Origin of the sequence: Pseudomonas sp. NKUCC02_KPG (genome assembly GCF_019345465.1) — a bacterium.
Lineage (GTDB): Bacteria > Pseudomonadota > Gammaproteobacteria > Pseudomonadales > Pseudomonadaceae > Aquipseudomonas.
In genome coordinates this window covers 30383-46135 of record NZ_JAHKRC010000009.1, presented here as the reverse complement: position 1 = coordinate 46135, position 15753 = coordinate 30383, and the positions used below count along the sequence as shown (strand labels likewise).

The window sequence follows — 15753 nt, the reverse complement described above, 5'->3', positions numbered from 1 at the left end:
AATTTTTGTTTCTATTTTTTATCCTTACAGGAGTGCGGCATATGTCAAAAGGGCATTCGCTACAAGACCCTTACTTGAATACTTTGCGTAAAGAGAAGGTTGGCGTTTCCATCTACCTGGTCAACGGGATCAAGCTGCAGGGGACCATCGAGTCTTTCGACCAGTTCGTGATTCTGCTGAAAAACACCGTCAGCCAAATGGTTTACAAACACGCAATTTCGACAGTCGTACCAGTACGTCCAATTCGTCTGCCTAGCGCAACTGAATCGGATCTGGCAGACGCTGAACCAGGTAACGCCTAAATAGGAGCATCCTTTGTTCTTTGAGCGCCACGGTGGTGGTGAGCGAGCAATCCTCGTTCACTTGGAAGGACAGGACCCTGAGGCGCGCGAAGATCCGCAGGAGTTCCAGGAGTTAGCTGTGTCGGCTGGCGCCGATACCGTCGCGTTTTTTAACGTGCCGCGTCATCGGCCATCGGCCAAATACCTGATTGGCAGTGGCAAGGTCGAGGAGTTGCGCGACCTGGTCAAGGCCGAGAAGGTAGACATCGTGATTTTCAATCACGTGCTCACGCCCAGTCAGGAACGTAACCTCGAACGAGTTTTCGAGTGTCGCGTGCTTGATCGTACCGGGCTGATTCTCGATATCTTCGCTCAACGCGCCCGTACCCATGAAGGTAAGCTGCAGGTCGAACTGGCCCAGCTTGACCACATGAGCACGCGTCTTGTGCGTGGCTGGACTCACCTTGAGCGTCAGGGTGGCGGCATTGGCATGCGCGGGCCGGGTGAAACCCAGCTCGAAACCGACCGCCGTCTGTTGCGTGTACGCATCAGCCAGATCAAAGCCCGCCTGAAAAAAGTCCGCAGTCAACGGGAGCAATCCCGTCGAGGCCGCCAGCGCGCCGATATTCCTACGGTGTCGCTGGTGGGCTATACCAACGCCGGCAAATCCACGCTGTTCAACAAGGTCACCGGCTCTGACGTATTCGCCGCTGACCAGTTGTTCGCCACGCTCGATCCGACCTTGCGCCGCCTTGATCTGGGCGATCTGGGGCCGATCGTACTGGCCGATACCGTGGGCTTCATTCGCCATCTTCCGCACAAGCTAGTTGAAGCTTTCCGGTCTACGCTCGAAGAGTCGAGCAATTCCGATTTGCTGCTGCATGTGATTGATGCGCACGAACCTGAGCGCATGGCTCAGATCGAGCAGGTGATGGTGGTGCTGGGCGAAATTGGTGCGCAGGACTTGCCGATTCTCGAGGTCTACAACAAAATCGATTTGCTTGAAGGTGTCGAGCCGCAGATCCAGCGTGATGCCGATGGCAAGCCGCAGCGGGTCTGGTTGTCGGCCCGTGATGGTCAAGGGTTGGAGTTGCTTGAACAGGCCATCGCCGAGTTGCTGGGCAATGATTTGTTTGTTGGCACCTTGCGCTTGCCGCAACGTTTTGCTCGACTGCGTGCACAGTTCTTCGAACTGGGGGTTGTGCAAAAGGAAGAGCATGACGATGAGGGCTCCAGTCTGTTGGACGTACGCCTGCCGCGAGCCGAGTTGAATCGCTTGGTCAGCCGCGAAGGGATGCAGCCGCTGGAATTCATCGAAGAACACACTTTGCAATAAAAGCCTCGCAAAGCGGCTGTGCCGCTGTGATAGGCATTCTGTAGCATTGGTCGGCGCGCCGTGGGCGCGTCTTTGCTTTATCAGATGGAGAGCGCTATGGCTTGGAATGAGCCGGGTGGCAACTCGAATAATCAAGATCCTTGGGGTGGAAAACGCCCTAATAATGGCGACCGCAAGGGACCACCAGATCTCGACGAGGCCTTCCGAAAGCTGCAGGAAAGCCTGAATGGGTTGTTCGGTGGTGGGAAAAAACGTACTGGCGGTAGCGGCAGTGATGGTGGTTCGAATGGCAAGGGCGCCGGTTACGGCCTGCTCGGCATCGGCCTTGTCGTACTGGCGGCTGCCTGGCTGTACAGCGCTGTTTATGTAGTCGATGAGCAGGAGCAAGCCGTCGTGCTGCGCCTGGGCAAGTACTACGACACCGTTGGGCCGGGTCTGAACATCTACTTCCCGCCGTTCGATAAAAAGTACATGGAGAACGTGACGCGTGAGCGTGCGTACACCAAGCAGGGTCAAATGCTGACTGAAGACGAGAACATCGTCGAAGTACCGCTGACCGTGCAGTACAAAATCAGCAACCTGCGTGATTTCGTGTTGAACGTTGATCAACCGGAAGTCAGCTTGCAACAGGCTACCGAAAGCGCCTTGCGTCACGTCGTGGGTTCCACGGCGATGGATCAGGTGTTGACCGAAGGTCGTGAGCAGATGGCTGTAGACATCAAGGAACGCTTGCAGCGCTTCCTGGATACCTACAAGACCGGTATCACCGTCACTCAGGTCAACGTACAAAACGCAGCGGCACCGCGTGAAGTACAGGAAGCCTTTGATGACGTGATCCGTGCCCGTGAAGACGAGCAGCGTGCCCGCAACCAGGCAGAAAGCTACGCCAATGGCGTGGTGCCGGAAGCGCGCGGTCAGGCCCAGCGCATCATCGAAAACGCCAACGGCTATCGTGATGAAGTGATTTCTCGTGCCAAGGGTGAAGCCGACCGTTTTACCAAACTGGTTGCCGAGTATCGCAAGGCTCCGGATGTAACGCGTGATCGTCTGTACCTGGACACCATGCAGGATGTCTTCAGCAACACCAGCAAAGTACTCGTGACCGGCAACAAAAACGGCCAGAGCAACTTGCTGTACTTGCCATTGGACAAAATGATCGAAGGCCGTAATGGCAGCAACCCGGCAACGGGTTCGGCAGCTGCGGCGGGCAATAACGACTCGGCATCCCATGCCAAGTCGGAAATGCCGACACCACCGCGTACCAGGGAGAGTCGCTGATGAGCAATAAATCGCTGATCGCCCTTATTGTTGCCGTTGTCGTGGCGATTGTTGCCTGGAACAGCTTCTACATCGTTTCACAAACCGAACGTGCCGTTATGTTGCGCTTTGGCCGTGTGGTTCAGGACGATGTTCCGCCGGGTCTGCATGTGAAGATTCCTTACGTCAACCAGGTGCGCAAGTTTGATGGCCGCTTGATGACGCTGGACGCACCGACTCAGCGTTTTCTGACGCTGGAAAAGAAAGCAGTAATGGTTGATGCATTCGCCAAGTGGCGTGTGAAAGATGCGGGTCGCTTCTACGCTGCGACTTCGGGTCTTAAGCAGGTTGCTGACGAGCGCTTGTCGCGTCGTCTCGAATCGGGTCTGCGTGACCAGTTCGGTAAGCGCACATTGCACGAAGTTGTGTCCGGTGAGCGCGATGCGCTGATGGCAGAACTGACTGCATCGCTGAACAAAATGGCTGAAAAAGAGCTGGGTATCGAAGTTCTCGATGTTCGGGTCAAGGCTATCGACCTGCCGAAGGAAGTTAACCGCAGCGTGTTCGAGCGTATGAGCAGTGAGCGTGAGCGTGAAGCTCGTGAGCACCGCGCCAAGGGTAACGAGCTGGCAGAAGGCATTCGTGCTGACGCCGATCGTCAGGCCCGCGTACTCTTGGCCGAGGCTTATCGCCAGTCCGAAGAGTCACGCGGTGATGGTGATGCCCAGGCTGCTGCGATCTACTCCAAGGCGTATGGTCAGGATCAAGAGTTCTACAAGTTCTATCGCAGCCTGCGCGCTTACCGCGAAAGCTTTGCGAACAAGAGCGACGTACTGGTTCTGGACCCAAGCAGCGATTTCTTCCGCTACCTGGAAAAATCCAAGCCTGCACAGTAGTAAAAACGCTTGAAACCTGTGGGAGCGGGCTTGCTCGCGATGCAAACAACTCGGTCTGTCTGCTAAATCGAGTTGATGCCATCGCAAGCAAGCCCGCTCCCACACTGTTTTCAGAAGGGTTGGCATGTTCATCACAGACCCTGCTTTCACTCCGCCGGGCGGTCAAATGGCCTCGCGGGGTGATCCTTTTAGAAAACGGGTGTATGATGCGGCAGCCGGGAAATTCCCGGCTTTTTTGCGTCTGCATGTTTGATTGACCGAATGGCTGTTACAGCATCGGTAGATTTTTCGAGGAATGTGCTGTGTAAGCCTGTCGCTTGGGCTTTTTTGCTGTGCGCGTTCAAGACGCAGCCACGTTCTGCTTTACTCAAGGCTTGCCTGCTGGCTGGCCGCCCGGATCATAGGGGAATGGCGTAATGGCAACGGTAGACCGCTGGCTCTTGCCAGATGGCATCGAAGAAGTACTTCCACCTGAGGCAGCCCGCATCGAAGTGGCGCGCCGTCAGGTGTTGGATCTGTTCCAGAGCTGGGGCTATGAGTTCGTCGTCACTCCGCATATCGAATACCTGGAGTCCCTGCTGACAGGGGCTGGCCAGGATCTCGACTTGCGTACCTTCAAGGTTATTGACCCGCAAACGGGTCGCCAGATGGGTTTTCGTGCCGACATCACGCCGCAAGTGGCGCGCATCGATGCGCATACCCTGCGTCGCGAAGGCCCAAGCCGTCTTTGCTACGCCGGTAGCGTGCTCCATGCGCAGCCGCGTGCGTTGTCATCCTCGCGCAGCCCGATCCAGTTGGGTGCCGAGTTGTATGGCGATGCGAGCCCTAGCAGCGATGTTGAAGTCATCAGCCTGATGCTGGCGATGCTGCAACTGGCCGATGTGCCGGATGTGCACATGGACCTGGGGCATGTTGGTATTTACCGTGGTCTGGCCCGTGCGGCCAACCTGTCGGTTGAAGTGGAACAACAATTGTTCGACGCCCTGCAACGCAAGGCGATCGACGAAGTAACGGCCTTGACCGAAGGTTTGCCGGCTGATTTGGCAGGCATGCTTCAGGCATTGGTTAGTTTGTGTGGCGGCCGCGACGTGCTGGTTGCTGCGCGTGAGCGTCTGGCAAAGGCCCCGGCCCCCGTGCTGGCTGCTCTGGATGACCTGGTGGCGATTGCCGAGGGGTTGTCCGTGCGTTTCCCGCAGTTGCCGCTGTATTTTGACCTGGGTGAGTTACGTGGTTATCACTACCACACAGGTGTGGTGTTTGCGGTCTTTGTACCGGGCGTTGGGGACTCCATCGCCCAGGGCGGTCGTTATGACGATATCGGTGCTGTTTTCGGACGTGCCCGTCCGGCTACCGGTTTCTCGACCGATCTGAAAACCCTGGTGACCCTGGGGCGTGCTGAAGTCGAGCTACCGTCTGGCGGTATCTGGATGCCTGACAGCACAGACGCGGCACTCTGGCAGCAGGTTTGCCAGCTTCGCAGTGAAGGTCAGCGTGTGGTTCAGGCGTTGCCTGGGCAACAGCAGGCTGGCGCTCATGAGGCAGACTGCGACCGCCAATTGATTCAGCAGAACGGCCTGTGGCAAGTAGTGCCGCTGGTTTCTTGAGTTTTCCTGCCGGCGGCTGCCGGCACCAAGTTTGCGCGAATGAGGACAAGTGTTATGGGTAAGAATGTCGTAGTCCTGGGCACCCAATGGGGTGATGAGGGCAAAGGCAAGATCGTTGATCTGCTGACCGAACATGCTGCCGCTGTAGTGCGTTACCAAGGTGGCCACAACGCTGGCCACACGCTGGTGATCGACGGCGAAAAAACCGTATTGCACCTGATTCCGTCGGGCGTGTTGCGCGAAGGCGTGCAATGCCTGATCGGCAACGGTGTCGTGGTTGCTCCCGATGCCCTGCTGCGTGAAATCATCAAGCTGGAAGAGAAAGGCGTACCGGTGCGCGAGCGCCTGCGTATCAGCCCGTCCTGCCCGCTGATCCTGTCCTTCCACGTTGCGCTGGACCAGGCGCGTGAAAAGGCCCGTGGCGAGCTGAAGATCGGTACTACCGGTCGCGGCATTGGCCCGGCTTACGAAGACAAGGTTGCTCGTCGTGGCCTGCGTGTTGGCGATCTGCTGAACATGCCGCGCTTTGAAGCCAAGCTGCGTGAACTGGTGGACTACCACAACTTCATGCTGGTGGGTTTCTACAAAGAGCCAGCCATCGATTTCGACAAGACCCTGGCCGAGTGCAAGGAATACGCCGAACTGCTCAAGCCGCTGATGCTGGACGTGACTGCCGAGCTGCATGACCTGCGTCGTGCTGGCAAAGACATCATGTTCGAGGGCGCCCAGGGTTCGCTGCTGGACATCGACCACGGTACCTATCCGTACGTGACCAGCTCCAACACCACTGCTGGCGGCGTTGCCACCGGTTCGGGCGTTGGCCCGATGTTCCTGGACTACATCCTGGGCATCACCAAGGCTTATACCACTCGCGTAGGTTCGGGTCCGTTCCCGACTGAGCTGTTCGACGACGTCGGCGCTCACCTGGCCAAGCAAGGTCACGAGTTCGGCGCTACCACCGGCCGTGCTCGTCGTTGTGGCTGGTTCGACGCCGTCATCCTGCGTCGCGCTATCGATGTGAACAGCATTTCGGGCATCTGCCTGACCAAGCTGGACGTACTCGACGGTCTGGAAACCATCAACATCTGCGTAGGCTACACAGACGCAAATGGTGTTGAAATTGCTCCGACCGATGCTGACAGCTACGTAGGCCTTCAGCCTGTGTACGAAGAAGTGCCGGGCTGGACTGAATCGACCGTGGGTGCCAAAACCCTGGAAGAGCTGCCAGAGAACGCACGTGCTTACATCAAGCGCGTTGAGGCACTGATCGGCGCGCCGATCGACATTATCTCGACTGGCCCGGACCGCAACGAAACCATCGTTTTGCGTCACCCGTTCGCTTAAGTCGCTGTCGATGTAAAACAAAAGGCCCTTCGGGGCCTTTTGTTGTTTCTGCCTGTTGTGCGGCACGACCCTTGCTGTGATAACCGTCAATAAGCGTGCCATCAAAATAATGGCACCTAAGTGGAGGGTTTTCTGTGTCTGCCGTTCTCTCACTGTTACAAAGCCGTCTGCTTCGGCCTGTATTCGTTACCCTGGGTATCGCTCTTTTGGTGCAAGTGCTGGTGGCTGTCGCACTGACGCGCAGCACGGTGACGGCTCTGGAGTCCGATCTGGACACCCGTCTGGGGGCTGACAGTCAAAAGCTGACGGCCGAACTGGAGCAGGCTGGCCGTGAAGTCAAAAGCAGCCTTGAAGCGCTGTCTGCCAGTACCCGCCAGCGTCTCACCGCGGGCCTGGAACCGCGCTTGAAAGACGAGCAAATGCAACTCAAGCAAGCGCTGGAGAAGAACCTGCAGGATTCGGCCAACGACATGGCGCAATTGCTGGCCGCCGTGGCGCCCCGTGCCATCTGGGACAATGACGTGCCCACGCTGTCCGATTTCGCCCGTCGCGCTCAGCGCAATCCCAATGTGTTGTTCGTGGTGTATGACGACGCTACAGGTCAACATCTGACTCGATACCTCAATCGCGATATCCCGATCAACCAGACCCTCCTGGCCAAGGGCAAGGGGGAGCGGGCGCTGGATAAAGTTCTCGATGCGGCCCGTCACGATCCGTCGGTGTACTACCTCGAAGCGTCCATCAACCCGAATGGGGTCGAAATCGGCAAAGTACTGATGGGGGTTTCCACTGCCTCGGTTGAACAGGATCTGGCCGCACTCGATAAACGTTTTGCGACCCTGATCGTCAACAGCGAGCAGTTGGTCGGTGAGAGCCTGCAAGGCGCTGCCAGCGACAGTTCGGCGGCACTGGGGGCGCGGCTGGAGTCGGCGCAGGCTGCTGCGGCACAGATGCAGGCCAACACCGCGCAAACCGTGCGCGAGGCGGCTGACACTTTGCGCTGGCGCATTGGCATGGGGCTGGCGGTTGTGGGCCTTGGGGTGTTGCTGTTGCTGGCCGTGGTGCTGGGGCGGCGTGTGGTCAACAAGTTGCTGTTGCTGATTGCGGCCCTGGATGATCTGGCCGCGGGCGAAGGTGATTTGACCAAGCGTGTGGGCCTGAACAGCAAGGATGAAATCGGCGACATGGCGGCGGCGGTCAATCGCTTTGTCGACAAGCTGCAGCCCATCGTGCGTGAAGCGGGGGATGTGGCGCAGCGCACCGGCATCGAGATCGGCGTGATGACCCTGCGCAACGCGGGCGCGGATGCTGCCGCGAAACTACAGCGTGATGAAGTCGCGCAAAGCCTGCACGCGCTGTCGACCATGGCGGATGCGGCGCAGTCCGAAAGCCAGGCAATGCAGGCTGCGCTCAAGCAGGTGGTCGATATCCGTCAGGCCACGGATGAAAACACTCGCACCTCGGCCAAGGTGGGCGGCCTGATCGAGGCGCTGGCAGGGCAGGTAGGCGAGGGCGCCAAGGTCATTGAGCGCCTGGCACAACAAAGCGAGCAGATCGAAGTCGTCCTGACGGTGATTCACGGCATTGCCGAGCAAACCAACTTGTTGGCACTTAACGCGGCCATCGAGGCGGCGCGGGCGGGTGAGACGGGGCGCGGTTTTGCGGTGGTGGCAGATGAGGTGCGGGCGCTGGCCAGCAAAACCCAAAGCTCCACAGGGGATATACAGGCCCATATCGTGGCATTGCAGCAGGGCGCGAAAGAGGCTGTTGCGGCGATTGGTCTGGCAGGGCGTCAGGCCAATGAGGGGTTGGCTGTGCTGCGTGGCAGCGTTCAGTTGCAGCAAACCGTACAGACCTCGGTCGAACAGGTGCACACGGCCATTGGCGAGGCCACCAAGGCGGCAGAGCATCAGGCACAAGGTGCGTATGCGGTGCGCGGGCGGGTTGAGGTGATCCATGCCCAGGCGGAGCGTGCGGCCGAGGCCGTGACCCAGACCACGGCCAGCGGCAAGGTGCTGGACGGGTTGGCGGCGCAGCTCAAGGCGAGCCTGGGGCAGTTCAGGGCGTAAAGAAGCGGGTCTGCCCCTGTGGGAGCGGGCTTGCTCGCGATGCAGGCAACGCGATGTATCTGCATGCCCCGTCGATGCCATCGCGGGCAAGCCCGCTCCCGCACGGGGTATGCTGGATCCGCTGTCAGCGGCTCAAATACATTCTCGTAGTGAGCAAGTACACCGGTAGCCCCGACACTAGAATCAACAACGCCGCATAAGGCGCCGCCGCTGCAAATTCTATATTCGAGGTATGGGACCAAACCTGCGTCGCCAAGGTGTTAAGCCCGGTGGGGCTCAGCAGCAAGGTGGCGGTCAGTTCCTTCATGGCATCCAGAAACACCAGGGCAAACGCTGCCCCCAGGGCCGGGAAGATGATCGGCAGCGTTACCCGGCAAAATGCCGAAAACGATGTGGCACCCAACGTGCGGGCCGCTTCTTCCAGTTGCGGTGCTGCCTTGTTCAGGGCTGTGCGGATCGGTGCCTGCGCCAACGGCAAAAATAGCAGGGCATAGGCAATCAGCAGCAACGCTGAAGTCTGGTACAGCGCCGGCACGAAGTGCAGGGCGAAGTACACCAGCGCCAGAGCAATGACCAGCCCCGGCAGGGCGTGCAGCAGGTACGGCAAACGTTCTGCCCAGATCGCCAGCGGGCCTTTGTAGCGCACCACCAGTAATCCAACCGGCACGGCCAGGACCAGGCACAGCGCTGCGCCGCCCAAAGCCAGTGACAGCGACGAGAGCAATGCCTCGCCAATCTCGGCCATCGGGAAAGCGGCCGAGCTGCCCTTGACCAGCCAGTACACCAGCATGCCCAGCGGGATGCCGCTGCCAACCACTGCCAGCGCAAGGCAATACAGTTGCCCCGGAACCGACCACTTGCCCAGGCGTACTTGTTCGGCGTGGCGTGCCGCGCCCTGGCCGATGCGAATATGGCGACCCTTGCCGCGCACTTTCAACTCCAGCCATAGCAGGCTCAGGCACATCACCAGCAGCACCGCAGACAGCATCGCCGCGTTGGCGTTGCTGAACTCCAGCTCGAACTGCTGATAAATCGCCGTCGTGAAAGTTTGCAGCCCAATGATCGACAGTGCGCCGAACTCCACCAGCATATGCAGGGCAATCAACAATGAACCGGCCAGCAGCGAGGGCCAGAGCAGTGGCAGGGTGATGTTGAAAAACACCCCCCAGCGGTTCTGCCCCAAGGTACGGGCCGACTCTTCCAGGGCCGGGTCAAGGTTGCGCAGGGTGGCCGCGACCGGCAGGAAAATCAGCGGGTACTTGGACAGGCTCATCACCAGGATCGCTCCGCCCAGGCCTTCAAAGCTGGCGCTCAGGGAGACCCAGGTAAAGCTGCTGACGAACGCCGGCACCGCAAACGGCAGGCACAGGATCACACCCCACAAGCGCCGTCCCGGCAGGTTGCTGCGTTCAAGCAGCCAGGCCAGGGACAGGCCGATCAGCGCGCACGTCACGGTGACGCCGACCATCAACATCAGGGTGTTGCGCATCAGGCCAAAAACGTATGGTCGCCACAACAGGTGCAGTGCTTCAGACCATCCGGCTTGCCAGGCCTTGGTGCCGACATACAGCAGCGGCAACAGGCTCAGGCCCACCAGTAGCAGGACGGGCAACAACAGCCAGATCGAAGGCTTTTTGCGGGTGGGCGTAAAGCGTGCAGGTTGGGCGCCAGACAGCATCAGAGCAGGCCTACATCACGTTCGAGGTCCAGCGCTTCTTCCGCGTTGCCCAGGTCGGCCGGGGTCACTTTTGGCGGTTGCAGCTCTTCAAATGGCTTAAGGCCGCGCTCGGACACCATGCCTTTGCGCATCGGGTATTCAGCGGTGGTGTTGGTGATGACGCGCTGGCCTTCTTCACTGGCCATGTAAGCCAGCAATTGCTGGGCTTCCTTGGGGTGTTTGCTGGCCTTCAGCACGCCAGCGCTGGACACGGTCACCAAACCGCCCGCATCGCCATCGGTGAAGTAATAAAGCTTGGAGTCCAGTTGGCCCTTCTCGCGCTGCAAGGCAAACCAGTAGTAGTTGTTGACCAGAACCGCGGCCACTTCACCGTTTTCTACTGCTTTGAGCGCCACCATGTTGTTGGTGTAGGTCTTGCCGAAAGCGCGCAGGCCGGTCAGCCATTCTTCGGCGGCTTCGCGTCCGTGCAGTTTGATGATTGCAACGGCCTGTTCCTGGAAAGCGCCGCTGGTGGGGACAAAGCCGATCTTGCCTTGCCATTGCGGATCGGCGAAATCCAGTACCGACTTGGGCAACTGGTCTTCACTGATCTTCTTCGGGTTGAACGCGACGACGCGGGTACGCGCAGTGACGCCGATCCAGGTGCCGTTGGCAGCTACATATTCCTTGGGCAGTGCTTGCAGCGTGCTGTCATCGGCCTTGGCCAGAAAGCCTTGCTCACCCAGGTTGTTCAGCGGCGGCGATTCTTCTGCGTAGAACACGTCCGCAGGCGAGCGGTCGCCTTCTTCCATGATCTGGCTGGCCAGCTGGTTGCTGCTGCCCTTGCGCACGTTGACGTGGATACCGGTCTTGGCCTCGAAGGCCTTGGCGAGGTTGTCGCCGACTTCCTTGTGTTGGCCGTTGTACAGCGTCAGCGACACAGGTTCGCCAGCGTGGGCGGGAGAGGTCAGTGCAAGACCAAGAATGGAGAGAGTCAGACCGCGCAGTAGGGATGTCGCAAGCCGGGTATTTCGGAGCATCATTCGCTGGGTTCCTCGCTTGGGTACTACAAAACTTGTAACAATAATAAACGATATTGTTTCTCAAGTGCGCTTGACCCAGCGTCCAATTGTGCCAGCGCGACGAAATGAGATGTTGGCGACCCGTTCTGCTTTTGTGGGAGCGGGCTTGCTCGCGATGGGTTCGCTGCCAGTTTTACGGGTAGGTCGCGTCGTCTGCATCGCGAACAAACCTGCTCCCACAAAGCAGGTTGCTGTCTACAGCGTGTCCAGAAAGCTGCGCAAGGCTCGCAGTTCGTCCTTATCCATGTTCAGCGTCTTGAGCCGGTCGCTTGTGCGCGGAAACAGCGGGTCATCGACCTGTTGCGCGTTTGGGCGCGGGCGGGGCATGCCCATGTTGTAGAACGCCAGGGTGCCTTCCATGTTCACGAACAGACCGTTGTGCATCCACGGCCCGGTTTTCATCAGCAGTCGCAACGACGGGGTGCGGAATGCGCCCACGTCCTCAGGTTTGCGCGTCACCTCGTAGCGCCCCAGGTCTTCGTATTTACGCCCGTAGTAACTCAGGCCGACGTTATGAAACTGATCGTCGCTCAGGGCCGGGCCAAAATGACAGTTCATGCAGCGCGCCTTGGTGCGAAACAGGTGCAGGCCGTAGAGCTGCTCCTCGCTCATGCGTTGCGGGCGCCCGCGTAGCAGTTGTTCGAAGGGGGTATTGCGTGTGGCGCTCACCAGTGTGCGCTGAAAGGTGGCCAGGGCCTGGGCGGTTTGCTGCGTGGTGATCGGCCCCGGTCCGAAAACCTGTGCAAACTGCTCGCGGTAGGCGGTGTCGGTATTGAGTCGTTGCAGCAGTTGCGGGATGTCGAATGCCATTTCCACCGGATCGACGATGGGGTGCATGGCCTGTTGTTCGAGGTTGCCGCCTCGCCCGTCCCAGAACAGCGCCGTGCTGTAGCCGCTCATTACCAGGCTGGGAGCATTGCGCCGACCGCTCTGGCGGTCATGACCGAACGACACGCGGCGGCCATCGGCAAAGGCCATATCGGCCTCATGGCACGACGCGCAGGCAATCTGTCCGGAGCGCGACAACGTGGGGTCGTTGAACAGTTTTTTGCCCAGTGCGGCCTTGGGTTCGCTGAAGGGGTTTTCGGGAGGTGCGGGAGCGTGTGCAGGCAAGGCGGCCATTTCCTGCCAGTCCACATCGGTATCCACCTGGGGTGCGGGCCATTGGGCGACGGGCTGACGGTACTGTTGGGCGATGCACGCCTTGTAGTTGGCGGCCTGTTCATCGCAGGCGCTTGCATTCAGGGTCAGGCCGCTCAGGGTCAGGCCGACGAAGAGGGCTGCAGGTTTCAAAACGTGTACCCCACTTCGAGCATGAATTGACGGCCGACTTCATAGGTAGCCAGGCCGCTGGTCTCGGTAGCGCCGACGATTTTCTTGTCCAGCAGGTTGGTCACGTCGAGGTTGACGAACACCGTCTGTTCCTTGGCGGTGGGCATCTCCCAGGCCAGGCGGGTGTCCCAGGTCAGCGCTCCGGAAAAGGGTGTCTGTGCCCAGACATAAGCGTCCTTTCCCTCGTGCTGGACTTTCTTGCCCGTGGCGGCGATGCGGCGATAGCCGTCTCGATAACGCAAGAAATTGCTCCAGGTGAGATGCAGTGGCTCGATTTCAGTGAGGGTGGTCAGGCGCGCAGTCCACGGGCGGTTGTAGTTGGCCGCTGGCATGTCGGAGTACTTCATGAACTTGCCGTCGTACTGGATGGTCGGGTCTTCGACGTAGGTGGCGCCAATATTGGCGGTATAGCTGGACAGTCCGGTGTTGTGGATTTTGCTCCAGTCCATGGCGAACTGCCCTGAAGTGCGGGTGCTGCCCAGGGTAAAGGCTTGCAGCGGGGTGATGGTCAGGGTGTAGATGTCGGCGTCGCTTTTACCGCCGTTGTAGTAGGTGTAGTAGTTGGCTGCCAGGGTGGCCGTGTCATCGGAGGGCTCGCCGATTTGCGAGCCCCAGGCACGGCTGACTTGCTCCCGGCCCATGCGTTTTACGTATTTGACGGCGAACTCGGTGTTCCATTGCACATGGCTCAGGCCCAGGGTCAGTTCGTCATCGTAAGGTACTTTGAGCTGGTTGAATTTGCTGTCGTTGGCCACTCGCTTGGTCAGTACCCAGTCGGAGGTCTGGCTGGCACGGGTGTATTCGGTGCCCATGGCGGCGACGCCGTCACGCAGGCGGTAGGTGTACAGATTGCGTCCGTAGTAGCGGTTGGCGCCGCCGGTGATGCGGGTCAAGCTGTCGCCGAAGACGTCCAGTTCAATCGCCAGGCGCGGTGCCACGGTGGTCTGGTTCATGTAGTCATCACCGTCGATCCGCACGCCGGGCCTTACGGTCAGGCGTTTGTAGCGCATCTCGTCTTGCAGGTACAACGCCCAGGTGCGGGTGTCGAGGCTGGTTTTGCCCTGGCTCAGGGTTTTCTTTTTAGCGTACTGGCCGTCCCAGCCATCGGTGAGGGTGGTGCCCATCGAGCAGTAGGGGTCATTGCCCACGCAAGCGCTTGTGGCGGCGACGGTGTAGCTGTTGTATGGCGTGTTGCGCTCATAACTGGCGGTGTTTTGCGACAGTTCAAGGCCGGTTTGCAAGGCGTGGTTAACACCCAGCCAACTGAAGCTGTTCCAGTCGGCCTTGAGCTTGTAAGCCAGGCTTTTCTGGGTTTCTTCAATATCACCAAAACCGCCCTCGGTAGCCGCCCCTGAGGTGCTCCAGTTTTTGGTCGTGGAGGTGCGCCAGAAAACCATGTAGTCGCTGTCGGAGTAGCGGGAGGTGTTCAGTTTGCTCCAGCTCAGGTTTTGTTCTACTCGGGCCAGCGCAGCATTCCACACCAGCCGTGCGCTGAGGCTATCGCCGCCAGCCTCCATTTCGCGAGCGGAGAAGATTGCGCTGGGGCCAAATGTCTTGGCGGTTTCCGGGGCGTGGGTCAGGCTCACGTCCAGCTTCCAGTCCTCGTTGACCTGCCAGACAGCCTTGAGAAAGTAATTGTCGATGCGTCGGGTCTGTACTTCAGCCGCATTGGCCGTATCGGTCTGGTTGGACACCGCAAACACGCGGGTGGGCATGGTCGAGTCCTTGCGCGAAAAACTGCCCAGCAAACCGAAGTTGTCGCTCAAGTGCCCTTCGAGAGTGGCGCGGGTGATGATTTTTTTAAAGTCGGGTTGGCTGTTGTTGCCAAAGCCGGCCTCGAAATTGTCGAGGTCCGGGTCATCTTCATTCAGGTGATAGCGGGTCCATTCGGAGCGTGACATCTGTACCGAGAGCTTGCCGTGAAAGTCGGCCTTGGGGTCGCGGGTATTGGCCTGGACCACGCCGCCGTTAAAGCCGCCAAATTCCACGGGTACGTTGCTGTCGTAGACCTTGATGTCCTGGAGCAGATCGGTATCCAGTGCCAGCCCCTGACTGCGGCCCGGCATTTCATCGAAGTCATCGTTGGTGCCACCGGGGTCCAGGTCGTTGTTCATGCTCATGCCGTCAACGATAAACAGGTTTTGCCAGGGCCTGGCGCCGTTGATGCTGATATCGGCAGGGGCAATTTCCCCCGGGGTCTTACTGCTCAGTTGGTTGTTATCGAACTGTACGTTGGGGTTGGTGCGCAGCAGGCTGGTGATATCGCCATTGCCTGAAGGCAGGCTTTCGATCATATGCCGGTCAATGACCTGTTCGCCTTGGAACACCGAGTCTATGGCCGTGATTGGCGTGCTTTTGATCTGCAGCACATCGTTTTCAGCAGGCGGCAGGATGGAGGCGCTGTCGGCGGAGGTGACCTCCCATTGCAGGCCGCTGCCGCGTAGCAGGCGGGCCAGGGCTTTCTCGGGGCTCATGCTGCCATCGACGGATGAACCGCTCAGGCCGGTGAGCAATGCACTTTCCGCGCTGACCTGCCAGCCCGACTGCTGGGAAAACGCAATCAGGGCGCTGGCCAATGGCTGGGCCGGGATCTGGAAATGCAACGGCAACTGCTGTTGTTTTGTTTGCACGTTGGACACAGGACTGGCGCCAATGGCCAGCGCAGGCAACCCAAGCAGCAGGGCCATGGACAGCGATCGGCAGCGCAGGAGGCTGACGCATTGCAAACGCAAAGAGGGCATGAAGTGACCTACGAAATGAAACGCCATAGTCACTAATGCGAATCTTTATCAGTGACGTTCGTAGGTAAAGACTCTTGGTGCCGCAGGATTTCCAGAAATAAATGAAAATAGTTTTAAAAGACTGCCGGAGTGAGGTGCAGCTGTTCTGAGATGA

The 15753-nt window shown here is 59.1% G+C and carries 11 protein-coding genes; 7 read left to right on the top strand and 4 right to left on the bottom strand.

Features of this window, described 5'->3' with window-relative positions; genetic code table 11:
* Nucleotides 1–41: 41 nt before the first annotated feature.
* The 7 genes from hfq (at nt 42) to KO536_RS13790 (ending at nt 8787) form a co-directional block, all read left to right on the top strand.
* On the top strand, nt 42–302 hold the full coding sequence (gene hfq, locus KO536_RS13820; protein ID WP_016783304.1) for an RNA chaperone Hfq: 261 nt from the start codon (nt 42–44) through the stop codon (nt 300–302).
* A gap of 13 nt (nt 303–315) precedes the next feature.
* A complete protein-coding gene (gene hflX / locus KO536_RS13815) occupies nt 316–1617 on the top strand; it encodes a ribosome rescue GTPase HflX (RefSeq protein WP_133076642.1) in 1302 nt (433 codons plus the stop codon).
* 96 nt (nt 1618–1713) lie between these two features.
* On the top strand, nt 1714–2895 hold the full coding sequence (hflK, locus tag KO536_RS13810; protein WP_133076641.1) for an FtsH protease activity modulator HflK: 1182 nt from the start codon (nt 1714–1716) through the stop codon (nt 2893–2895).
* Nucleotides 2895–3770 (top strand): protease modulator HflC, encoded by an 876-nt coding sequence (gene hflC, locus KO536_RS13805; protein WP_133076640.1) that lies wholly within the window; start codon nt 2895–2897, stop codon nt 3768–3770. Before hflK ends, hflC begins: the two co-directional genes overlap by 1 nt.
* A gap of 416 nt (nt 3771–4186) precedes the next feature.
* Entirely contained in the window at nt 4187–5374 is a 1188-nt protein-coding gene (locus KO536_RS13800) for an ATP phosphoribosyltransferase regulatory subunit (RefSeq protein WP_133076639.1), read from the top strand.
* 54 nt (nt 5375–5428) lie between these two features.
* On the top strand, nt 5429–6718 hold the full coding sequence (locus KO536_RS13795; RefSeq protein ID WP_019826237.1) for an adenylosuccinate synthase: 1290 nt from the start codon (nt 5429–5431) through the stop codon (nt 6716–6718).
* Nucleotides 6719–6852: 134 nt separating this feature from the next.
* On the top strand, nt 6853–8787 hold the full coding sequence (locus tag KO536_RS13790) for a methyl-accepting chemotaxis protein (RefSeq protein ID WP_219262131.1): 1935 nt from the start codon (nt 6853–6855) through the stop codon (nt 8785–8787).
* 124 nt (nt 8788–8911) lie between these two features.
* Here the strand turns inward: KO536_RS13790 and KO536_RS13785 are convergent, their stop codons facing one another.
* The 4 genes from KO536_RS13785 to KO536_RS13770 form a co-directional block, all read right to left on the bottom strand.
* Nucleotides 8912–10465: an iron ABC transporter permease gene (locus KO536_RS13785; RefSeq protein ID WP_219262130.1), complete on the bottom strand. Its 1554-nt coding sequence runs from the start codon at nt 10463–10465 to the stop codon at nt 8912–8914.
* Nucleotides 10465–11487: an iron ABC transporter substrate-binding protein gene (locus tag KO536_RS13780; RefSeq protein ID WP_133076636.1), complete on the bottom strand. Its 1023-nt coding sequence runs from the start codon at nt 11485–11487 to the stop codon at nt 10465–10467. Before KO536_RS13780 ends, KO536_RS13785 begins: the two co-directional genes overlap by 1 nt.
* A 234-nt stretch (nt 11488–11721) precedes the next feature.
* Nucleotides 11722–12819: a cytochrome-c peroxidase gene (locus KO536_RS13775; protein WP_219262129.1), complete on the bottom strand. Its 1098-nt coding sequence runs from the start codon at nt 12817–12819 to the stop codon at nt 11722–11724.
* A complete protein-coding gene (locus KO536_RS13770) occupies nt 12816–15599 on the bottom strand; it encodes a TonB-dependent receptor plug domain-containing protein (RefSeq protein WP_257622922.1) in 2784 nt (927 codons plus the stop codon). Before KO536_RS13770 ends, KO536_RS13775 begins: the two co-directional genes overlap by 4 nt.
* Nucleotides 15600–15753 lie beyond the last annotated feature (154 nt).